At 72.2% G+C, this 22,217-nt stretch carries 17 protein-coding genes; 6 read left to right on the top strand and 11 right to left on the bottom strand.

The window, feature by feature from the left end:
* Positions 1-107: 107 nt before the first annotated feature.
* On the top strand, positions 108-644 hold the full coding sequence (locus ACLQ3F_RS12795) for a phospholipase (RefSeq protein ID WP_425848813.1): 537 nt from the start codon (positions 108-110) through the stop codon (positions 642-644).
* Positions 645-756: 112 nt separating this feature from the next.
* Here the strand turns inward: ACLQ3F_RS12795 and ACLQ3F_RS12790 are convergent, their stop codons facing one another.
* Together ACLQ3F_RS12790 and ACLQ3F_RS12785 are read right to left on the bottom strand one after the other, a co-directional pair.
* A complete protein-coding gene (locus ACLQ3F_RS12790) occupies positions 757-3,597 on the bottom strand; it encodes an ATP-binding protein (protein WP_357196451.1) in 2,841 nt (946 codons plus the stop codon).
* A 152-nt stretch (positions 3,598-3,749) separates the two neighbouring features.
* Positions 3,750-3,959 (bottom strand): FmdB family zinc ribbon protein, encoded by a 210-nt coding sequence (locus ACLQ3F_RS12785; protein WP_357233008.1) that lies wholly within the window; start codon positions 3,957-3,959, stop codon positions 3,750-3,752.
* Between the two features lie 55 nt (positions 3,960-4,014).
* On the opposite strand from ACLQ3F_RS12785, the gene ACLQ3F_RS12780 reads away from it, so the two are divergent.
* The 3 genes from ACLQ3F_RS12780 (at position 4,015) to ACLQ3F_RS12770 (ending at position 9,890) form a co-directional block, all read left to right on the top strand.
* Positions 4,015-5,427: a lytic murein transglycosylase gene (locus tag ACLQ3F_RS12780; RefSeq protein ID WP_425849293.1), complete on the top strand. Its 1,413-nt coding sequence runs from the start codon at positions 4,015-4,017 to the stop codon at positions 5,425-5,427.
* Between the two features lie 75 nt (positions 5,428-5,502).
* Positions 5,503-6,519, top strand: coding sequence for a GNAT family N-acetyltransferase (locus tag ACLQ3F_RS12775; RefSeq protein WP_425849291.1), 1,017 nt, complete (start codon positions 5,503-5,505; stop codon positions 6,517-6,519).
* 92 nt (positions 6,520-6,611) lie between these two features.
* Complete coding sequence (locus ACLQ3F_RS12770) at positions 6,612-9,890, top strand: lamin tail domain-containing protein (RefSeq protein ID WP_425848810.1); 3,279 nt, start codon at positions 6,612-6,614, stop codon at positions 9,888-9,890.
* A 68-nt stretch (positions 9,891-9,958) separates the two neighbouring features.
* On the opposite strand, the gene ACLQ3F_RS12765 is transcribed toward ACLQ3F_RS12770, so the two are convergent.
* The 6 genes from ACLQ3F_RS12765 to ACLQ3F_RS12740 all read right to left on the bottom strand — a co-directional run bounded on the left by ACLQ3F_RS12765 (position 9,959) and on the right by ACLQ3F_RS12740 (position 16,781).
* Positions 9,959-10,447: a helix-turn-helix transcriptional regulator gene (locus ACLQ3F_RS12765; protein ID WP_357196460.1), complete on the bottom strand. Its 489-nt coding sequence runs from the start codon at positions 10,445-10,447 to the stop codon at positions 9,959-9,961.
* Positions 10,448-11,070: 623 nt separating this feature from the next.
* Entirely contained in the window at positions 11,071-12,054 is a 984-nt protein-coding gene (gene hemB, locus ACLQ3F_RS12760; protein WP_355005749.1) for a porphobilinogen synthase, read from the bottom strand.
* 20 nt (positions 12,055-12,074) lie between these two features.
* Positions 12,075-13,655, bottom strand: coding sequence for a uroporphyrinogen-III synthase (locus ACLQ3F_RS12755; RefSeq protein ID WP_355005750.1), 1,581 nt, complete (start codon positions 13,653-13,655; stop codon positions 12,075-12,077).
* Entirely contained in the window at positions 13,652-14,620 is a 969-nt protein-coding gene (gene hemC, locus ACLQ3F_RS12750; RefSeq protein ID WP_355005751.1) for a hydroxymethylbilane synthase, read from the bottom strand. Before hemC ends, ACLQ3F_RS12755 begins: the two co-directional genes overlap by 4 nt.
* Positions 14,617-16,014, bottom strand: a complete 1,398-nt coding sequence (locus ACLQ3F_RS12745; protein ID WP_355005752.1) for a glutamyl-tRNA reductase — start codon at positions 16,012-16,014, stop codon at positions 14,617-14,619. The genes hemC and ACLQ3F_RS12745 overlap by 4 nt, the downstream gene beginning before the upstream one ends.
* Complete coding sequence (locus ACLQ3F_RS12740; RefSeq protein ID WP_357197600.1) at positions 16,011-16,781, bottom strand: redox-sensing transcriptional repressor Rex; 771 nt, start codon at positions 16,779-16,781, stop codon at positions 16,011-16,013. Before ACLQ3F_RS12740 ends, ACLQ3F_RS12745 begins: the two co-directional genes overlap by 4 nt.
* A 452-nt stretch (positions 16,782-17,233) precedes the next feature.
* Between ACLQ3F_RS12740 and ACLQ3F_RS12735 the strand changes: the two genes are divergently transcribed.
* Together ACLQ3F_RS12735 and ACLQ3F_RS12730 are read left to right on the top strand one after the other, a co-directional pair.
* On the top strand, positions 17,234-18,538 hold the full coding sequence (locus tag ACLQ3F_RS12735; protein WP_425848806.1) for a sensor histidine kinase: 1,305 nt from the start codon (positions 17,234-17,236) through the stop codon (positions 18,536-18,538).
* A gap of 49 nt (positions 18,539-18,587) precedes the next feature.
* Positions 18,588-19,241: a response regulator transcription factor gene (locus tag ACLQ3F_RS12730; RefSeq protein ID WP_030329744.1), complete on the top strand. Its 654-nt coding sequence runs from the start codon at positions 18,588-18,590 to the stop codon at positions 19,239-19,241.
* Here ACLQ3F_RS12730 and ACLQ3F_RS12725 read toward each other — a convergent pair.
* The 3 genes from ACLQ3F_RS12725 to ACLQ3F_RS12715 are packed head-to-tail and all read right to left on the bottom strand — an operon-like array spanning position 19,222 to position 21,756.
* Positions 19,222-19,884, bottom strand: a complete 663-nt coding sequence (locus tag ACLQ3F_RS12725; protein WP_357257391.1) for an HAD family hydrolase — start codon at positions 19,882-19,884, stop codon at positions 19,222-19,224. The two genes, ACLQ3F_RS12730 and ACLQ3F_RS12725, sit on opposite strands and share 20 nt — an antisense overlap.
* Positions 19,885-19,904: 20 nt before the next feature.
* The gene (locus ACLQ3F_RS12720; RefSeq protein WP_030490173.1) at positions 19,905-20,159 is read right to left on the bottom strand and encodes a glutaredoxin family protein; all 255 of its coding nucleotides are present in this window, start codon (positions 20,157-20,159) and stop codon (positions 19,905-19,907) included.
* Entirely contained in the window at positions 20,149-21,756 is a 1,608-nt protein-coding gene (locus ACLQ3F_RS12715; RefSeq protein ID WP_425848804.1) for an AMP-binding protein, read from the bottom strand. Before ACLQ3F_RS12715 ends, ACLQ3F_RS12720 begins: the two co-directional genes overlap by 11 nt.
* Positions 21,757-22,217: the final 461 nt, after the last annotated feature.

Below are 22,217 nucleotides of genomic sequence, written 5' to 3'. Positions count from 1 at the left end.
TTGGCGATGCGCATACCACCTAGTTGATCAGCTGATCGACACTCATCGACATCCGGTAACCCGCCGGTAACTTCCGTCCCACCCGCTCACCCCCGCGGAGGTAACCCGTGCCCCGACGTCTCGCCACCCTGCTCGCCTCGGGCGCGTCAGCGCTACTCGCCACCCTCGCCATCGCCTCACCCGCCGCCGCCGTCACCCCCGCCCAGAAGCTCTCCGTGCTGTCCAGCTGGACCCAGACCAGCGCGTCCAGCTACAGCTCGTGGAACAGCGCTCGGGTCAACCGGGCACCCTGGGCCGACTACAACTTCAACTGGTCCACCGACTACTGCTCGTCCAGCCCGGACAACCCGCTCGGCTTCACCTTCAACCTGGGCTGCTACCGGCACGACTTCGGCTACCGCAACTACAAGGCGGTCGGCCAGTTCTCCGCAAACAAGTCCCGCCTCGACAACGCCTTCTACGAGGACCTGAAGCGCGTCTGCACCACGTACAACTCGGTCGTCCGACCGGCCTGCTACAGCCTGGCCTGGACCTACTACCAGGCGGTCAGCATCTTCGGTTCGGTAGCGGCCGTCCAGCAGGCCGACATCGACCGCGCCGCCCGGATGAAGGCCCAAGCCGAAGCCAACGCCGCAACCCACTAACCCCACCCCACCCCCGTTGCTGAACCCCGGTGATCATGGAGTTAGCGGTCGTCCGCTCGGCGTGTCGCACCCGCTAACCCCATGATCGACCGCGCGAGGGGGCGGGGTGGGGTTAGGCGCGTTCAGTTCGGGTGGCTGGGTGGCGGTCGGGGTCGGCGGGACGGCGGGGGGTTGGTTGGGACAGGCCGGTGCTGAAGCGGGTCGAGTCCGCCGCCAGGTCCGGGTGTTCCACGTCGAGTGCCAGCGCCGCGGCCTCGTCCAGCCCCAGCTCCGCACCCTCGCCGTACGCGTCGTCGAAGGCCGTGTCGCCCAGCACCGCGCGCAACTCCCCCTGCTGCTCGGCCCAGTAACCGCCGAAGATGCCGGGGGTGGCCCGCATGCTCGCCCGGGTGGCCTGCGCCGCCCCGAACAGGCGGGCGGCGGTCAACCGCTCCCCGCCGATCGCGCAGCGCACCGCTATCGCGTTCAAGGTGTCGCACGCCCGCCCGTGGTAGCCGTGACCCATTCGGGAGCGCAGCGCCACCAGCAGATGCTCGTGTGCGGCGATCACGTCGCCGCGGGCCAGCGCGACCATGCCGAGCAGCATGTCCACCGAACGCCGGCCCCGCTCCACGGGTCGGGCGGCCTCCACCGGACGCACCGCGCCCAGCAGCTCCGCGGCCTCCTCCAGGGCACCCCGCCGCCAGAGCAGCTCGGCCAGGCTGAAGACCGCGAACAGAGCCTCACCGACCACGTCCTGCCCGTGCGCCCAGTCGATGACCTCCCGGCACACCCGTTCGGCCTCGGCGAACTGCCCCATGTCGACGAGCGGTGCCGCCCGGCCGGCGAGCACCCGAGCCAGCAACCCGGCGTCGCCGGCCTGCCGGGCCGCTGCCTCCGCCCGCTGGGAGTAGCGCAGTTCCTCGGCGAACTCACCGTCGGCGCTGGCATGCAGCGAATGCATGTGGTACGCCGCAGCCAGCTCCGCCTCCGGGATCCGCTCCCCCGTCTCCGCGATCCGTCCGTACAGCCGGAACAGCCACAGCCGCCCCTCGCGGGCCAGGCCCCGCTCCAGCCACCACTGGTCAAGCCCACCCGCCAGGCCGAGACCGGCACGGGCGCTGCCGCCGGTGGCGCACCACCGCAGCGCGGCGCGCAGCTCCCCGGCCAGTGGATCGAGGGCATACAGCGACAGCGTCACCGGCCGGCCGTCCTGGCCCAGGTGGGCCCGGTCCAACGCGTGCGCCGACCAGGCCACGTGCCGGTCCCGGGCGGCCTGCTCCTCGCCCGCCTCGGCCAGCCGTCGCGCCGCGTACGCCCGGATGGGGTCGAGCATCCGGTAGGTGCTGCCGGAGGCACGCGGCTCGGCCAACACCATCGACTTGTCCACAAGGACCGACAGCGGGTCCAGCGGATCGTCACCCAGCAGCCACTCCACCGTCGCCAGATCCACCGGGCCGGCGAAGACCGCCAGCCACCGCAGCAGGCGGGCGGCCCGGGGCCCCAACGTCCGGTAGGACCAGGTGACGGTGGCCTGCATGGTCAGATGCCGTTCGGTGGCCGAGCGATGCACCGCTCGGCTGGCCGGTGAGGGTGGCGACGCCCCGGCGGCCGCGGCGACCAGGTCCACGGTGTCCTGCTGGTTGCCGGACCAGCCCCGCTCCACCGGCGGCGGATCCGGGTCCTCCCGGCCGGCGTCCAGGGTGCCGAGGACGTCGTCCAGGCGCTCGGCGAGCTGACCGACCGAGAGCACCCGTAGCCGGGCGGCGGCCAGCTCGATGGCGAGCGGCAGGCCGTCCAACCGCTGCACGACCCGACGCAGGTCGGCGGACTCGGCCGGGTCCGGCTGCCGACCACCACGGGCCGCCGCCGTACGGTCCAGCAGCAGCGCCACCGCGTCGCTCTCCGCGCCGTCCGCGCGCGGGTCGACCGAGAGCGGCGGAATCCGCCACACCACCTCGCCGGGCAGGCTGAACGACTCGCGACTGGTGGCCAGCACCCGTACGCCGCTTCCACCGGACAGCAGCCGCGCGATCACCTCGGCGCAGGCGGCCGGTTGGGTGTCACAGGTGTCCAGCACGACCAGCATCCGACGGCCGGCCGCGTACTCGACGAGGGTGTCCAGCATCGGCCGACCGGGCTCGGGACGCAGGCCGAGCACAGCGGCGATGGCGAACGCCACCAACCCCGGGTCGGTCACCGAGGCGATGTCGACGAACCAGACCCCGTCCGGGTACGCCTCGACAACTCCGCTGGCCAACTCCACCGCGAGCCGGGTCTTGCCCGCGCCGCCGGCACCCAGCACGGTGACCAGGCGGTTCTGACGCACCAGCAGGCTCAGCTCGATGCGCTCGGCCTGCCGGCCGACGAACGAGGTGACCTGGGTGGGGAGGTTGTGCGGCACCGCGTCGGCCGTGCGGGGCCGGGGGAACTGTCGCTCCAGACCCGGTGCGACCAGTTGGAACAGCCGTTCACGGTCGTCAAAGCCGCGTAGCCGGTGCAGCCCCAGGTCGAGCAGGGTCGCACCCGGCGGCATCGGCTCGGCCCGACGGGCGGTGGACGCCGTGCAGAGCACCTGCCCGCCGTGCGCGGCGGCCGCCACCCGGGCGGCCCGGTGCACCTCGGCGCTGGCGTACTCGCCGTCGCGTGGCTCGGCATAGCCGGTGTGCAGGCCCATCCGCACCCGGGGCGCGGCCTCGGGGGTGGGCCAGTCGTGGCTGGACAGTGCCCGCTGAGCGGTCAGGCACGCGGTCATCGCCGCGGAAGCTTCCTCGAAGGCCAGGAAGAACGAGTCGCCCTCGGTCAGCAGCTCCGCGCCACCGGTGCTGGCCAGCGTGCGGCGCAGCAGCCGTCGATGCTCGGCGAGCACCGGGCGGTAGTCCGGGCCGAGCAGCTGAGCCAGCCGTGTGGAGCCCTCGATATCAGTGAATACGAAGGTCACCCAACCGCTCGGGAGCTGGATCCGTGGCGACATGCGAGGAACCTCCGCCCGTGACGTCGGGTTCATGCTGCCTGAGTCCGAACGATCACACATCGTGAGAACGGCCGGGCAAGTGCCGCCTCAACGTGCCACTCGGACCCGCTCCCGGCAAGGCTGGCCCACCAGGCGGCGGCGAATTGACCCGATCAGCAGCCGCAGGCGCCGCCGCAGCAGCCACCACCAGCGGCGGGTGCCGGAGCACCACCGCTGCGACCGGTGACCGCGACCGCGGAAAGAAGCTTGACCGTGTCGGCGTGTCCCTGAGGGCAGCTGGCCGGCTCGCCGGCCGCCGCCATCGAACGGTTGACCTCGAAGGTGTCGCCGCAGGCGCGGCAGCGGAACTCGTACCGGGGCATGCCACCCAGGGTACGTGGATCTGACGGTTCGCGGAGCATGGGTGATACTCGACAGGTGGTGGACGGCGAGGACGACACGCGTGTGCAACCGTTACGACCGGCCGCGCCGCTGGACGGGCCGCTCGAAGGCTCCGGGGCCGCGCCCGACCAGGCGCGCAAGGTGCTCCGCCCCCGCCGCCCCTGGCTGAGCGGGCGTTCCGCCGGCGCGTCGAGCACGCCAGCGACCACCACGCCACCAGCCGCCACGGCGGTTCCGCCAGCGGCGAAGTCCGCCGCAGCCGACTCCGCCGGGTCCGAAGCGGACTCCCGCGCCACCGGCACGGAGGTTCCGGCCGGATCAGTCCCGACCGCAAGCCCCGCGGCCGACCCCCTGGCCGCAGCAGCCAACGCCGACACCGCGAAGGCCGACACCGCGAAGGCCGACACCGCGAAGGCCGACACCGCGAAGGCCGACGCCGCAGGTCCGGCCAAGACCACTGTGGATGAGATCCCGGCCGTGCCGGCGTCCGACCCGGCGCGCCGACGGCGGGTACAGTTCGCGCACGCGGTACGGCTGCCGCCCCGTCGGGCAGCAGCCGCAGCGACCCAGGCGACCCGCGCCTGGGCGCGCCGGCCGAGTGGTCGGCTGACCCTGCCCGGTGTCTTCCTGCTGGCACTGGTGGCGGCGACCGGTGCGGTGGGAGCGCTGCTCGTACCGGCCACGATCCGTGCACCGCGCCCGGTCGCCGTCGACGCCTCGGCCACGCCGAGCGGGGTGGCAGCGCCTGGGATGCCCTCCGGCCTGCCGACCAGCCCGCTGCCCACCGGGCCGCTGCCGACCGGACCACTGCCGACCCTTCCGCTGCCCACCGGCGGGTTGCCCGGCAACGGGCTGCCGACCGGGTCGGTGGTCGGCGGCCGACCGTCGGACGCCCTGGCCGGCTGGGCGCAGCAGGTCGGTGCCAAGGTCGGTGTCCCGGCGGTAGCCATGCAGGCGTATGGGTACGCCGAGCTGGTGCTCGCCCAGACCAACCGCAGCTGTGCGCTGAGCTGGACCACGCTGGCCGCGATCGGAAAGGTCGAATCGGATCACGGGTCGACCAACGGGGCGCAGTTGGGGCAGGACGGCAAGGCGGTACCCAACATCTTCGGGCTGCCGCTGGACGGCAAGGACGGCCGGATGCGGATCATCGACACCGACCGTGGGGCGCTCGACGGGAACTCGACCCTCGACCGCGCCATCGGGCCGATGCAGTTCATCCCGACCACCTGGCAGGAGATCGGCGCGGACGCGGACAACGACGGCGTCAAGGACCCGCACGACCTGGACGACGCGGCCCTGGCAGCGGGGAACTACCTCTGCAAGGGCGGTCGGAACCTGAGCATCGCGGGCGACTGGTGGAACGCGATCCTCTCCTACAACGATGTACGGCGGTACGCCCAGGACGTCTACGACACCGCGAACCGGTACGGACGGGCCAGTCGCTAGTGAAGTGATCGTCTCGATACGTTGGAGAACTGGACACTTCCCCCGGGCCTCTGTTAGCGGCAAGCTAGACGGGTGATGGTGCGCGAGTGGGACCCCAGGACCGCGTCGTCCGCCGAGATCGCGTCGCTGTTGGCCACGCTGAACGCGGTCCTGGCGGCCGACCTGCCGCAGGATCCGCCCTGGCGGGAGGCTTCGCTGCGGGAGTACCTCGCCGAGGTGATGCCCGGCGAGCGGCGGATCTCCTGGATCGCCCAGGCCGAGCCGACGGATCCGGGCGACACGGGCGCTGTGATCGGCCAGGTGCACGTACTCCTTCTGGGTGACATCGGCGTGCTCGAGGTGCTGGTGCACCCGTCCGCGCGGCGCACCGGCCTCGGCCGTGACCTGGTGCTGCGTGCCGCGCGCCGGGTCTACCAGGAGGGTTTCCAGTCGATCGGGGTCGAGGTTGTCGGCGACACGCCGGCGGTCGGGTTCTACGAGTCGCTCGGCTTCACCCGGGAGTACGTGGAGACGCGCAGCGTGCTCGACCTGACGGCGGTGGACTGGGCCGAGCTGACCGAGATGGCCACCGGCATCGGGGCGGGCTACCAGCTGGAGTTCTTCCCGGGCGGGCCGCCGGACGACCTGATCGAGGCGTACGCGCGGGCCAAGGCCGAGGTGCGCGACGTCGACGACGGTGAGCTGCGCCCCAGCTCCTACGACCCGGAGCGACTGCGGGACAGCCTCGACACGCTGCACCGGCGGGGCATGAAGCCGTACATCGTGCTCGCCCGGCACGAGCAGAGCGGCGAGGTGGCCGGCCTGACCGAGGTGGTGGTGCCGGCACAGCACCCGACCCGCGCCGACCAGTACGACACGATCGTCGCGCAGGATCACCGGGGCTACGGCATCGATCGGGCGATCAAGGCGCGGATGCTGCTGGAGTTGCGCTCCGCCGAGCCGGAGCTGATCGAGGTGCAGACCTGGAACGCGCAGGCCAACGAGGCGATGTTGAAGGTCAACGCTGAGCTGGGCTACCGCCCCGACCGGGACTGGTGCGAATACAGCGTCGACGTCGCTGAGCTGGTGCACCGCCTCGATCCACCGCGCTGAGAAATTCACGAAAATGTCCATTAGGGGATGGACGGTGGACAGTCGCGCACCTTAACGTGCGTTGACCCCCATCCACCCATCGTGGAGGCCCTATGCGCCCGCGCCGCTCATTCGCCGCGCTCGCGACCGCCACCGCCGCCGTGACAGTCACGGCGCTCGGCGTCGCACCCACCGCGGCCAGCGCCGCGCCCACCGACCTGTTCATCTCGGAGTACGTCGAGGGTTCGTCGAACAACAAGGCGATCGAGCTGTTCAACGGCACGGGCGCCGCAGTCGACCTGGCGGCCGGTGGCTACCAGTTGCAGCTGTACTTCAACGGCTCCACCACGGCCACCACGATCGCCCTGACCGGCAGCGTGGCGGCCGGTGACGCGTTCGTGTTCGCCAGCGCCTCGGCCGGGGCCGCCATCCTCGCCCAGGCTGACCAGACCACCGGGGCGAGCCTCTTCAACGGTGACGACGCGATAGTGCTGCGCCGGGGCACCACAGTGCTCGACTCGATCGGCCAGGTGGGCGTCGACCCGGGCACCGAGTGGGGCGCCGGCGTCACCAGCACCGCCGACAACACCCTGCGCCGGCTGGCGAGCGTGGCCGCCGGTGACACCGACCCGTCGGACGCGTTCGACCCCGCCGCACAGTGGGCCGGCTTCCCCGTCGACACCTTCGACGGGCTGGGCGCGCACACCGTGGACGGCGGTGGCCCGGTCGACGTGCCCGCCACGCTGACCTGCGGCGGGCCGCTGGTCACCGCCGCCGGCACGGCCGCGAGCCGCGAGGTGACCGCCGCCGACCCCGACGACACGATCGTCGACCTGGCGGTGACCGCGATCAGCCCGAGCCCGACCTCCGGCTCGATCACCCGTACCGCGTTCACCCCCGCCGACGGGGTGGGCGGCACCGCCCGCGCCACGGTCGGCGTGAGCGCCGACCTCGCCGCCGGGGCGTACACCGTCACAGTGACCACGACCGACGCGGGCGGTGGCACCGCGAGCTGCGCACTGGCGGTGCAGGTGACCCGGGAGCTGACCGTCGGCGAGGTGCAGGGTCCGACCACCGACACCGAGTCCGGTCCGAGCGACCGGTCACCGCTCGCACCGGCGAGCGGCAACGGCACGAGCAGCGCCCTGTACGACGTACGCGGCGTGATCACCCAGTTGACCCTGGCCCGCACCTCGGCCGGAGCGGAGCAGCACGGTTTCTTCCTGCAGAGCCGCGTTGGTGACACCGACGGTGATCCGACCAGCTCCGACGGCATCTTCGTGTTCATGGGTACGTTTTCCTCGCTGATCGGCGGTTACGTGCCGACGGTCGGCGACGAGGTCGTGCTGCGGGCGCGGGTGTCGGAGTACTACAACTTCACCCAGCTCTCCGGCGCGTCGCTGGTCCGCCTGATCGGCGGTGGGCTGGTCGTGGACACCGCGGTCGCGGTGGCCGACGCGGTGCCGCCGGCCGTGCTGACCGACGCGCAGCGCTTCTGGGAGCGGCACGAGGGCTCCCGGATGCGGGTACGCGCGGGCAGCGGCGCGGTGAGCGGCCGGGACGTCTTCTCCTCTACCGCCGACGCGGAGCTGTGGGTGGTCGACCGCGACGACCCGCTGCTGGACCGCGCCGACCCGTACTCCCGGCGGGTCTTCCGTGATTCGCACCCGCTGGACAACGACCCGACCCGCCGCTTCGACGACGGCAACGGCCAGCGGACGCTGCTGGGCAGCATGGGCGTGAAGGCCACCGCCGGGGACAGCGCCGCACTGCTTCCGCCGACGCACACCTTCGACACGCTGCGGGCGGACGCGGTGGGCGGGGTCTACTACTCGTTCGAGAAGTACGGCGTCCAGGTCGAGCGGGCGGAGTTCGCCGCCGGGGCCGACCCGTCGAAGAACAACCCGCCCAAGCCGGCCGACCGGTCGCAGGAGGTGGCCGTGGCCACCTACAACGTGGAGAACCTGTACGACTACCGCGACGACCCGTTCGACGGTTGCGACTTCGCCGGCAACGCCGGCTGCGTGGGTGTCTCCCCGCCGTTCGACTACGTCCCGGCCAGCGAGGCGGAATACCGCGAGCAACTGGCCGCCCTCGCCGATCAGATCGTCAAGGACCTGCACGCACCGGACCTGATCCTGGTGCAGGAGGCCGAGGATCAGGACATCTGCACGATCTCCGGGACGGCGCTGAGCTGCGGCGACACCAACAACGCCGATGGCGCTCCGGACAGCATCCAGGAGTTGGCGCTCGCGGTGGCGGCGGCCGGTGGGCCCGCGTACGCCGCCGCCTATGACCGGACCGGCGCAGACGCTCGCGGTATCACCGCGGCCTTCCTGTACCGCACGGACCGGGTGTCGCTGGCGGCCGCGACGGCGGCGGACCCCCTGCTGGGGTCGACACCGACCGTTCAGTACCGGGCTGCGGGGCTGCCGACCAACGCCGACGTGCAGAACCCGAAGGCCCTCAACGCGGTGCTGCCGGCGGACGTGGACACCTTGACCGGTCGGGACGGCAGCAACGTCTTCACCCGTGCTCCGCAGCTGGGCAAGTTCAGCGTGGCCGCGGCGCCCGGCTCGGCCGAGCGGTTCACCCTGTACGCGCTCAGCAACCACTACTCGTCCGGCCCGGACAGCCGGGTCGGGCAGCGGCGTGAGCAGGCGCGTTACGGTGCGGCGATCGTCACCGCGATCGAGGAGGCCGACCCGGCCGCCCGGGTGGTCTACGGCGGGGACCTGAACGTTTTCCCCCGCCCGGACGATCCCATCGCGACCGGTGAGCAGCCCACGCCGTCGGACCAGCTCGCCCCGCTCTACGAGGCGGGCCTGCGCAACCTGTGGGACGACCTCGTCGCGGACGTGCCGGCCTCGGCCTACTCGTACAGTTTCGAGGGGCACGCGCAGACTCTCGACCACCTGTTCGTCAACGACGCGTTCCACAGCGACCTGGTGCAGGTGCGGGCGGCGCACATCAACGCCGACTGGCCGGCGGAGTTCGCCGGTGACGGGTCGCGAGGTTCCAGTGACCACGACCCGCAGGTGGCGCGGTTCCGGTCCCGGGCGTCGTTGACAGTGGCCGACTCGGCGGTGACCGAGGGCAACCAGGGCACCCGGCAGCTCACCTTCACCGCGACCGTGTCTCGGCCGCTGTCCCAGTCGGTGCTGCTCTGCGCCGCGACCGTCGGCCTCACGGCGCAGGTGGGCTCGGACTTCGACCCGTACGCCGGCTGCAAGGTGTTGGCCGCCGGGCAGACGTCGGTGGCGTTCCCGGTGTCGGTGCGCGGTGACCGCAAGCGGGAGGCGGACGAGAAGTTGACGTTGCTGGTGGCCGGCGTGCCCGGCCTGCGGCTGGCTGATCCACTCGCGACCGGAACGATCACCAACGACGACTGATTCTGGAGTGGTCGTCGACGGCCCGCCGAACCCCGCCCGGGGGCGGCGGGCCGTCGTCCGTCCCGCGGTCAGTCGTACCGCCAGCGCTGTGGCGGTGGTGGATCGCCGCGGTGCTTGGCTACCCGCACCTCCCATTGGCTACGCCGACGCATCGCGTCACGGACCTCCCGGTTGCGGTAGAACGTCTCGGGCGGGCGGGCCAGCCCATAGATGTCCGCCCACCACTCCCCCGGCTTCGGGTCGAGAATGGTGTCCAGGTGCGTCGGGTAGCGGCGCCCCGCACCGTCACGCGTGTCGTCCCAGTCCCGCATGGGCATGAGCACCCGGCCGAGGTCGTCGACGACGGCCAGCCGACACCCGGCGACGTCGATGATCCGGCAGAGCAGCTCGATGCTCGGAACAGTCCGACCGCCCTCGATGCGGCCGATGGTGGCGTGGTGCACCCCTGCCCGTCGGGCCAGCTCACGTTGGCTGAGGTCGGCGTGGCGACGGGCCGCCCGGACGATGCCAACGACCGGCCATAGGGTGTCGGAGGGCTCGCTCGGTAGGTCGTCCATGCCTCCACCGTCCCGGCTCGCCCCGTTTCTCGCAGTCCCGTTCGGCTGGCCTGTGGACAACGGAAGAACCTGTGGACAACGGGACAACCGTCATCGTGGCGAGGGTGGCTTCCGCTCGGGCGACGAAGTCGTGGGCTTTGAGCAGCACGTCGTCCGCGCGACGGAGCGGGGAGGCAATCCCTGACCTATCCCCTTTGCTCTGCACCCTGATATGCGCCACCCCGCCGGCCCTTCTGAAGCGCGCCAGCAAGACGGGCCCTCTTATGCGCCACCCCGACACGCTCTATCCCTGCTGATACGCGCCATCCTGGTCAGCGCCGGCCTAAGACCCTGGCCGGCGCATCCGCGGGTGCAGAGCAAAGGCAGTCGTGGAGACATCGGAGCCAGGGATGCGCCGCAGTCAGGAGCCGGGATGGCCGCAGTCAGGAGCCGGGATGGCCGCAGTCAGGAGCCGGTATCCGCCGCGGTCAGGAGCCCGAACCCGGCACAGTGAGGAGCCGGGATCCGGCCGACAAGAACTGGACCCCGCGCGAGCCAGGCCCCAGCGGTCACGGCCGCGTCAAGGCCCACCGTGCGCGTCACGATCGGCGCACGGCGGGAGAGGATGGCCGCGGACGGGCCGCTCAGTAGCGCTGGCGGAGCAGGCCAGCGGCCTCGACGGCCCAGTAGGTGAGGATGACCTGCGCACCGGCCCGCTTGATCGAGGTGAGCGTCTCCAGCATCACCCGCTCGCGGTCGATCCAGCCGTTCGCGGCGGCCGCCTCGACCATCGCGTACTCACCGGAGACCTGGTAGGCGGCGACCGGGACGTCCACCGCGGCCCGCACCGCCGACACCACGTCGAGGTAGGGCAGCGCCGGCTTGACCATCACCAGGTCGGCGCCCTCGGCCACGTCCAACGCGACCTCGCGCAGCGACTCACGCAGATTGGCCGGGTCCTGCTGGTAGGTGCGCCGGTCGCCCTCCAGCGCCGACTCCACCGCCTCCCGGAACGGGCCGTAGAAGGCGGAGGCGTACTTCACCGCGTACGCCAGCACGGAGACGTCCTGGTGCCCGGCGGCGTCGAGGGCCCGGCGTACCACGCCGACCTGGCCGTCCATCATCCCGGACGGTCCGACCATGCCGACCCCGGCGGCGGCCTGGGCCACCGCCATGTCGGCGTACGCGGCCAGGGTCGAGTCGTTGTCGACCTCACCGTCGGGGGTGAGCAGCCCACAGTGCCCGTGCGAGGTGAACTCGTCGAGGCACAGGTCACTCATCACCACTGTGGCGTCGCCCACCTCGGCCACCACGTCGCGGATGGCGACGTTGAGGATGCCGTTCGGGTCGATGCCGCCGGAGCCGGTCGGGTCCCGCTGCTCCGGCACGCCGAAGAGCATGATCCCGCCGACACCGGCCTGGACCGCCTCGGCCGCCGCCTTGCGGAGCGAGTCCCGGGAGTGCTGGAGCACCCCCGGGAGCGACCCGATGGCGCGGGGCTCGGTCAGCCCCTCCTTCACGAACATCGGCACGACCAGCTCGGCCGGGTCGACCCGGGTCTCTGACACCAGCCGGCGGACCGCCGGGTTGCGGCGCAGCCGGCGGGGCCGGATCTCGGGGTACGACATGGCAGACCCTCCTCGAACGACTACCGGAAGCGCAGAGCGGTCGGACCCTGCACCTTCGAGCCACGGCGCTGCTTGGCCGGCATGGCGGCCAGCTTCTCCCGCAGTTCGACGGCGTAGGCGGCAAGCGCCTCCACCAGGTCGGGCACCGAGGCGTGCGGCGGCTGGACGTCGACGCGCAGGCCGAACTCCGTCGCGGTCTCCGCCGTCTTGGGCCCAATGACGGCAACAACGGTCCGGGCGTGCGGCTTCCCGGCGATGCCGACCAGGTTGCGCACGGTGGAGGACGAGGTGAACAGCACCGCGTCGAACCCGCCCGACTTGATCGCGTCGCGGATCTCGGCGGGCGGCGGAGCTGCCCGCACCGTCCGGTACGCGGTCACGTCGTCGACCTCCCAGCCGCGCTCGGTGAGCCCGGCGGCGAGCGTCTCGGTGGCGATGTCGGCGCGCGGCAGCAGCACCCGGCCCACCGGGTCGAGGATCTCGTCGTGCGGCGAGAACTCGGCCAGCAGGCCCTCCGAGGACTGCTCCCCGGCGGGGATCAGCTCCGGCTGGATGCCGAACGCGCGGACCGAATCCGCGGTGGCCTCACCGATGCAGGCGATCTTGACGCCGCCGAAGTGCCGGGCGTCGAGGCCGTGCTCGGCGAACTTCTCCCAGACCGCGCGGACCGCGTTCACCGACGTGAAGATCACCCAGGCGTACCGGCCGTCGACCAGGCCCTTGACCGCCCGTTCCATCTGCGCCGGGGTACGCGGCGGCTCGACCGCGATGGTCGGCACCTCACACGGGATGGCCCCGTACGCGCGCAGCCGGGCGCTCATCGCGCCGGCCTGCTCCTTGGTCCGGGGTACGAGCACCTTCCAGCCGTACAGCGGGCGGTTCTCCCACCAGCTCAGCTTGTCGCGCTGCCCCACGCCCACACCGACGGTGAGCACCACCCGGCCGGTGAAGCCGAGCGCGGCGGCCACGAAGCTGTCCACTGTCGACGTGGTCGTGTACTGGGTCTCGCCGGTGCCGTCGCCGGTCACCCCGACGCCGGTGGTGCCGTCGACCCCGGCGGCGAGCAGCCCGTCCCGGACGGCGGCGAGGTCACCGGCGTCCACGGCGAGCGCGAGCGAACCCCGGCCGACGGCCGTGGCCAGCGCCTCGAAGTCCAGCACGCTGACGTCCTCGACGTCGGCGGCCGTACGCACACCCGGCAGCGGGACCCCGGCGTAGGTGGCCACACCCTCGGCCTGGCCCACGCCGGGCACCACCTCGAAGTGGGCGGCGGTGCGGGCCACCGCCTGCACCTCCTTGACCACCGAGTCGTGCCCGAACGGGTCGCCGGCGACCAGGTGCACCGCGTTCAGCCCGGAGCGGGCCGCGGAGATGAGCACCTTCGCCACGTCCCCCGGCGCGCCCTCGGCCGGGGTGAATTCGGCATCAGCGGAGGCCTCGGCGCGCACGACGGCGAGCAACGACTCCGGGACTCCCCGGTCGTAGATCACCTGGTCGGCGTCGACCAGGGCGTCGTGGGCCCGACGGGTCAGCAGGCCCGGGTCACCGGGGCCAGCCCCGACGAACGCGATACGGCCGACGGGCTTACGGGTGCGGGTCATTCTGTGCTCCCAAATTGCTGGGTCCCCGGGCCGGTGTGTCCTTCGTGGCCGAGGATCGAGTCGGCGCCGAGGTCGAGGAGTTCGGCGGCGAGTGCCTTACCGATCTCCGCCGCGTCGGCGGGCGTTCCGGTGCGGGACAGCCGGAGGTCACGAGTGCCGTCCGGGCTGATCACCGCCCCGCGCAGGTAGATCTCATCGCCGGTCTCGCCTTCGGCGAGTTCGGCATAGGCGGCGACGGGTGCGCTGCACCCGGCCTCCAGGGTTGCCAGAAACGCACGTTCCGCGGTGACCGCGGAACGCGACGGTGCGTGGTCGAGCACGGCGAGCAGCTCGACCAGGTCCCGGTCGTCGACCCGGCACTCCACTGCCAACGCGCCCTGAGCGGGAGCGGGCAGCATGAGCATCGGGTCCAGCGACTCGGTGATCACGTCGAGTCGGCCAAGTCGGGCCAGACCGGCCCGTGCCAGGACGACGGCGTCGAGATCGGCTTCGGGGCCGAGCACCCGCCCCAGGCGGGTGTCGACGTTGCCGCGGATCGGGGTGACCTCCAGTTGCAGGCCGAGGGCGTGCAACTGGGCGATCCGACGCAGCGCGCCGGTGCCCACAGTGGCCCCGGGCGGCAGTTCGGCGAGCGTTCGGCCTTCGCGGGCCACCAACGCGTCGCGCGGGTCCTGCCGGGCCGGCACCGCCGCGATGTGCAGCCCACCGGCGGCGGCCGTGGGCAGGTCCTTGTACGAGTGCACAGCGAAGTCGATCGTCCCGGCGGTCAGCGCGTCGCGCAGTGCGGAGACGAACACCCCGACGCCCAGCCGGTGCACCGGCGCGTTGGAGCGGTCGCCTGCGGTGACCACCTCGACCAGTTCGACGGGGCGACCGGTGGCGACGGTCAACGCCTCGGCGACCTGGCCGGACTGGGCCATCGCCAGGGCGCTGCCCCGGGTGCCGAGGCGCAGTGGGGCGGTCATCGCGCACCTCCGCTGGGTGGGGTGGGCTCGGCGGCGTCGGCTCCGGACAACGGGTCGGTGCCGGGGAGCGCCATGCCGAGGTCGGGGGTCAGCACGTCCGGGACGGTGTCCACCGGCGAGGTCTGCGGCACCTCAAGGTCGAACAGCTCGCGCAGCAGTGCCGCGTACTGGTCGCCGCCGGGCTCCGCGGCCAACTGGCGAACCTTCACGGTGGGCTGGTGCAGCAGCCGCTGCACGACCCGGTGCACAGTGCGGGCCACCTCGGCCCGCAGGTCGTCGCCGAGGTCGGGGCGACGCTGGGCCAGTCGGCGCAGCTCGGCGGTGACCACGTCGTCGGCCCGGCCGCGCAGCGCGGCCACCGTGGGTGCCACGTCGGCGCCGCGTAGCCAGGTGAGGAAGCCCTCCACCTCGCCGAGGACGATGCGTTCGACGGCTGCGGCGTCGGCAGCCGCCGGGCCGTCGGCGAGCAGCGCCGCCATCCGGTCGATGTCGATCACCTCGACGCCGGGCAGCTCGGCGACGCCCTCCTCGACGTCGCGCGGAACGGCAAGGTCGAGCAGGACCAGCGGGCCTCGGGACCTGTCGCGTTCGGCCAGCGCCGCGGTGACCACGGACCGGGTGAGGACCGGTTCGGTGGACGCGGTGGCGGCCACTACGATGTCCACTGTGGAGAGGGTGTCGGCCAGCTCGGTCATCGGCGCGGCACTCGCCCCGTACGACTCGGCGAGCCGGACGGCCCGGTCAGCGCCCCGGTTGCTGACGGTGAGCGGCCCGGCGCCCAGCCGGGACAGCGTGGCCACCCCGAGCGAACCCATCGCACCGGCGCCGACCACCAGGGCCGGGTGGCCGACGAGGTCGCCGTCGAGGTGCCCGGCGGCCAGCTCCAGGGCGGCGGTGACGACGCTCTGGCCGGCCCGGTCGATGCCGGTCTCGGCGTGGGCCCGCTTGCCGACCCGCAGCGCCTGCTGCATCAGCTCGTGCAGCAGCCGGCCGGCCGAGTCGGCGCCGGTGGCCCAGTGGTACGCGTCACGCAGCTGGCCGAGTATCTGCGCCTCGCCCACCACCATCGAGTCCAGACCGGTGGCGACCCGGAAGACGTGGTCCACGGCCGCTGTGTCGTAGTGCACGTACAGGTGGCTGGCGAGCGCGGTCGGCGAGCTGCCGGCCTGCTCGGCCAGCACGGCGCAGACGTCGCCGAGCCCGCCGTGGAAACCGGACACGGCGGCGTAGACCTCCACCCGGTTGCAGGTGGAGACGATCACCGCCTCGGCCACGTACGGCTGGGCGACCAGGCGGTCCAGTGTGCGGGTCAGGTCGGCGGGGGGCACGGCCAGCTGCTCCAGCGTGGCGACCGGGGCGGTCCGGTAGGACGCGCCGACGACGAGCAGTTTCACGTGCCTATCGCCTCCTGGGTATCGGTGGCCGCGAACCCGCCCGGCAGGGCCGTGAGAGCGGACCCGCCGGTGGCGGGCAGCGCGGTCAGCGACGCCTTGCGGTGCTCGTGGAAGGACAGAATCTGCAGCTCGATGGCGAGGTCGACCTTGCGCACGTCGACCCCCTCCGGAACCGAGAGTACGCACGGCGCGAAGTTGAGGATGCTCGTCACGCCGACGGCGACCAGTTGGTCGGCGACCTGCTGGGCGGCGGCGGCCGGGGTGGCGATCACGCCGATCGCGAGGGATTCCTCCGCGGCGACCGTCGGCAGGTCGTCAATATGCCTGACGACCAGGCCGTTGATCTCCTCACCGACCCGTGAGCGATCGGCGTCGAGCAGTGCGGCGATCCGGAAGCCCCGGCTGGCGAAGCCGTCGTAGCCGGCCAGAGCGTGACCGAGATTACCCACGCCGACCAGGGCGACCGCCCGACGTTGGGTGAGCCCGAGCACATACTCGATCTGCTCGATCAGCAGCGCGACGTCGTAGCCGACGCCCCGGGTGCCGTACGAGCCGAGGTGGGAAAGGTCTTTGCGGAGCTTGGCGGAGTTGACCCCGGCGGCGGCGGAGAGACCCTCGCTGGAGACCGTCTCGTGCCCGGTGTCGGCGAGGTTGTGCAGCGCGCGCAGGTACTCCGGGAGCCGAGCGACGGTCGCCTCGGGCAGATCCGGGAGCGCCGGTACGGCACCGGCGCGGCCGGGCGCGCCTGGGTGACGGTGCTGACTCATGAGACTCCGTGCGGTGCGATCCTCGGCCAACTCCGCTGGTCGGCCGTTTGTGGACTCCCGCTGGCGACCGAGATTGCCGGCTGTGCTAGCAGGGCGCGTCGGAGTCACAGCGTAGGCGCTTGTGAAGACGTGCACAAATCGCGATCTTGTCGCTGCGTGGCGCGACCTCACCAGCCCCTCCATTCCACAAGATCGATTGAACGGCCTGGTCCGCTCACCGCCCGGGCGATTATTGCTCAATCCCGACTTCTCTGACCAATCCCGCGCCGGCCCCACCGCCACGCCCCGCGATCTTGCACGTACTGCTCTCGCTTCTCGCCCATTCAAGGGCAATTCACCAACACAAACTGCAAGATCGACGCCGTAGGGGCGGGTGGGGTGGGGGTAGCACTACGGCGGAGAGGCGGGGTTTCGGGATGGGTCCGGCGAGGCCACATGCCTAGCCTTTGGGCATGACCGCCGTTGCCGCCGCCAGCGCCCGACCGCCGCTGGCACCGAGCATTCCCCGCCAGCTCTTCGTCGACTCCGGGTACGTGCTGCTCGGCCTGCCCCTGGGGCTGACCAGCTTCATCGTCCTCGTCGTCGGCCTGTCGGTGGGCGTCGGCCTGGTCGTCACGGTGATCGGCCTGCCGATCCTCAGCGGAACCCTGTACGCCGCCCGTGGCCTGGCCGACATCGAGCGGCTGCGGATGGCCGCGGTGCTCCGGCAGCCCCGGATCCGGCCGAACTACCGGCTGCCCGAGGCGGGCGCGAACGCCTGGCGCCGGATCTTCGTGCCGATCCGGGACGCCCAGTCCTGGCTCGACCTGGCGCACGGCATCCTGCGCTTGATCGCAGCGGTGGGCACCTTCGTGGTTACGTTGTCCTGGTGGGCCGCGGCGATCGCCGGCTCGCTCTACTGGGCCTACGACTGGGCCATCCCCCACCCGTCCGGTGAGGGTGACCAGGATCTGGCGCAGATCCTCGGCCTGGGCGACTCGACCACCGCCCGAATCGGGCTGAACACCGCGCTCGGGGTGTTCTTCCTGATCACCCTGCCGATCGTGGTGCGGGGCTGCGCACTGCTCCAGGCGAGTTTCGCCAAGGCCATGCTGACCGGGGTGGCCGAGATGCGCGACCGGATCACAGTGCTGGAGGAGCAGAAGCGGGCCGCCGTGTCCGCCGAGGCCTCCGCGCTGCGCCGGTTGGAGCGTGACATCCACGACGGTCCCCAGCAGCGTCTGGTCCGGCTGGCGATGGACCTCAGCCGGGCCCGGATGCAGCTCGCCTCGGACCCGGACGCGGCCGGCCAGACGATCGACGAGGCGGTCAGCCAGACCCGGGACACGCTTGCCGAGCTGCGGGCGTTGTCCCGGGGCATCGCCCCGCCGATCCTGGTCGACAGGGGCCTGCCCAGCGCCCTGGCCGCGATCGCCGGCCGCGGGCTGATCCCGATCGAGCTCCAGGTGGACCCGCAGCTCGGCACCCCGGCTGGGCGGCTCGACCCGGCGGTGGAGAACACCGCGTACTTCGTGGTGTCCGAGGCGCTGACGAACGTCGCCAAGCACAGCCGGGCCACCGAGGCCACTGTGACGGTGACCCGGCGAGGCTCCCACCTGCAGGTGCGGGTGGGCGACGACGGACAGGGCGGCGCGCACCTGGCGAAGGGGCACGGGTTGGCCGGCATCGCCGACCGGGTCCGGGCCGCGGGTGGCGAACTGATGGTGGCCAGCCCGACCGGCGGCCCCACCGAGATCCGCGCCGAGCTACCCCTGTAAGCGGCTGGAAGCCGCCGCGATGGTGAGCGACGTGGTAGACACCACAGCCATGCGCATCGTGATCGCCGACGACGCCGTCCTGCTCCGGGAAGGGCTGGTCCGGCTGCTGACCGAGAGTGGGCACCAGGTGGTGGCCGCCGTCGGGGACGGTGACGCCCTGGTCGAGGCGGTGGTCGAGCACCGGCCCGACGTGTCGATCGTCGACGTCCGGATGCCCCCGTCGCACACCGACGAAGGGCTGCGGGCTGCGGTGGAGGCCCGCCGGCTGGTGCCGCGTACGCCGATCCTGGTGCTCTCCCAGTACGTCGAGGTCTCGTACGCCGATGATCTGCTCGCGACCACCGGCGGCGCCGGCGGCGGGATCGGCTACCTGCTCAAGGACCGGGTGGCCGCGATCGACGAGTTCCTGGACGCGCTGCGCCGGGTGGCGGGCGGCGGCACGGTGCTCGACCCGGAGGTGGTCGGTCAGCTCTTCGCCCGACGCCGCCGTGACGACCCGCTGCGGGAGCTGACCCCCCGCGAACGCGAGGTGCTCGCCCTGATGGCCGAGGGGCGTTCGAACACCGCGATCGCGCGCGCCCTGGTGGTCAGCGACGGCGCGGTGGAGAAGCATGTGCGCAACATCTTCACCAAGCTCACCCTGCCACCGGACACCGAACAGCACCGGCGGGTGCTGGCCGTCCTCACCTACCTGCGGAACTGACCTCCCGGGCCAGGGCCACCGCGTCGGTGAGGGTGTCGGCGACCGGGTGACCGGAGGCGCGCAGCCGGCCCGGGTCGGTGAACCCGCCGGTGTAGAGCACGGCACGGCCGCCGACCGCGAGCGCCGCGTCGGCGTCGTCGATGGAGTCGCCGATCAGCACCACCGAGGCGCCGTCCACGCCCAGTTCGGCCAGGTGCAGCTGGAGCGACTCGGCCTTGTAGCCGCCGCCGACCGTGGCCCGCAGCCCGTCAACGCGGGTGAAGTGGCTGGTCAGACCGTACGTGTGCACGGTCGGGACCAGTTCCTCGTGAAACCACATGGAGAGCAGGCTCTGGGTGCCCGGCCAGGAGGCCATCGCGCCGCGTGCGTCGGCGGCCAGCTCACAGGTGGTCAACCCGGTGCGGTACGCGTCGTGGAAGATCTTGTCCAGCCGACCGAACTCGTCGTCGTCCACTGCCTGCCCGAGCACGTCGGCGTAGTACTCGGCGATCGGCCTGCGGAACCGCACCCGGTGCTCGTCCAATGTGACAGTCGGCCCGCCCAGGCTCGCGAACACGACGTTGGTGGCGGACACCACCAGGCTGAGGTCGTTGAGCAGGGTGCCGTTCCAGTCCCAGACGAGGTGCGGGTGCGCGGAGGTCATCAGAGCACCATAGGTACTCCTCAGAGCTGCGGCGTGGTCAGGTCCCGCAGCAGCCGGTCCTCCTCGACCCGCCAGTAGCCGTGCTCCTTGCCGTCGAGCATGACCACCGGTAGCCGGTCCCCGTACTCCCGCTCCAGCCCCTCGTCGCCGGTGACGTCCCACTCGACCCACTTGTCGCCGGTGACCGCGACCACCCGGTCGAGCGCCGCCTTGGCGTCGTCGCACAGGTGGCAGCCGGGTCGGGTGATCAGGGCGAGTCGGGCGTCACTGGCCATCGGTTACCTCCGTGCGGTCGGTCGGCGGCGCCGACCGGAGTTGGGTCTTGCGTACCTTGCCGATCGCCGAGTGCGGCAGGGCGTCGACGAACTCGACAGCGGTCGGGCACTTGAACCGGGCCAGGTTCCGTGCGCAGTGGGCGAGCAGTTCCTCGCTGGTCACCGGTCGGCCCTGCGCCGGCACCACGTACGCCCGCACAGTCTCGCCGGTCCGCGGGTGTGGCACACCCAGTACCGCCGACTCGACCACCCCGGGGTGCCCGGCGAGCACCAGCTCGACCTCGTGCGGGTAGACGTTGAACCCGTTGACCAGGATCAGCTCGCCGAGCCGGTCGACCAGGAAGAGGTCACCGTCCTCGTCGGCGTACGCGATGTCACCGGTGCCCCACCAACCGTCGGCGTCCGGGCCGCCCCGACCGTCGGGCCAGTAGCCGGTGAAGAGGTTCGGGCCGGACACCACGATCTGCCCCGGGTCGGTGCCCGGAGCCACGTCGGAGATGTCCAGCTCGTCGGGGTCGTCGTCGGGGACGGCCAGCCCGTCCCGCCACAGGTCCGTCCCATCGGCGCCGACCAGGCGCAGCCGCACCCCGGGCAGCGGCCGGCCGATCGAACCCGGCTTGGCCACGCCGCCGACCAGGGTGGAGGTGAGCACCGGCGCGGTCTCGGTGAGGCCGTACCCGATGTGGACCTGATGCCCGGTGACCTCGGTGAAGCGCGCCGCGACAGCGGGTTCGAGCGGTGCCGCGCCGCAGACCGCCACCCGCACCGACGCGGTCGCCGCGCGGGCCGTGGCCGCGCCGGCCCAGGTCAGGAACATCGACGGTACGCCGACCAGCACGCTGACCCGGTGCCGCGCGACCTCGTCCAGCCCCGCCGTCGGGCCCGGCTCGTCGAGCAGCACACCCGTCGCGCCGTGGTGCACGACCGCGCCGAGCCCCGAGTTGAGCCCGTACGCGTGGAACAGCGGCAACGCCAGGAGAACGGTGTCGGTCAGCCCGACCACCGGCGGCTCGATCCCGTCGACCTGTTCGTGGTTGGCGAGCAGGGCCTGGTGCGAGAGCATCGCTCCCTTGGGTCGCCCCTCGGTGCCGGAGGTGTAGAGCAGTACAGCCAGGTCGGTGCCGCCGCGTCGCGGGCGGGGTGCCGGTCCGGGCGGGTCGACGGTCGGTGGCGTGCCGTGCACCGAGGCGAGCGCGGGCAGTTCGGCGGCCACGTCGGCGACCAGGCCTCGAACGTGGTCGGTGGCGATGAGCACCGACGCGCCGGAGTCGGCGAGCACGTGCCGTAGCTCCGGGGCGGTGAGGCCGGGGTTGACCGGCACGGTGATCAGACCGGCGCGGAGGGCGCCGAGCCAGGCGATCACGAAGTCCGGTGTGTTGGGCAGCGCGATGGCGACGCGTGGCGGCGTACCGCCGGGGTCGGTGGGTGGCGCGGCGGCGGACAGGCCGCGTGCGGCGGCGTCCACAGCGCTGTCCAGTTCGGACCAGCTCACTGTGTGTTCACGCCAGTGCAGCGCGGGCCGGTCGGCGCTGTCGAGAGCCGCCCGGCGGACCCGGTCGGCGAGGTTCGGCGCGGGGCTTTCCGAGGCGTCCTGCACGGTGATCGAGTCTGGCACAGCGGGCCCCGGCGGGCCACGCCCGATGGTGGTGCGCCACGCCCGGAGGACGACACCGCGACAGTCCCATACACGGGACTGTCCGGTGTGCCACCGGCGATCAGATCAGGTCCTGTCGATGGGACGTGCGACGCTGACCAAGGGCAGTTCGGCCGCCACCGTCCGGCCGGCCGGCGCGGTGGGTCAGCCGAACGGGCAGAAAGCCTCCGACCTGGGGATCCATCCTGGAACACCCAGCCGACGGAAAGTCAATCGCACACGACGGACAACCGGTCCGCCACCGGTGCGACGGAGCGGGAAATACTTCCGCCTTGTGTAACGGACTTGCCACGCGCGGGTGACGTTGGCCCTATCATCACTCGGGTCGGCTCACCCCATTTGCCGTGAGTCGACACCCCTCAGCCCGAGGAGGCCCCCGTGCCTGTGAGCGCATTGGACCAGCA

This window comes from Micromonospora sp. DT15 (assembly GCF_049841475.1).
In the GTDB taxonomy this organism is placed as follows: Bacteria; Actinomycetota; Actinomycetes; order Mycobacteriales; family Micromonosporaceae; genus Micromonospora.
This window is presented reverse-complemented; position numbering and strand designations above follow the sequence as displayed.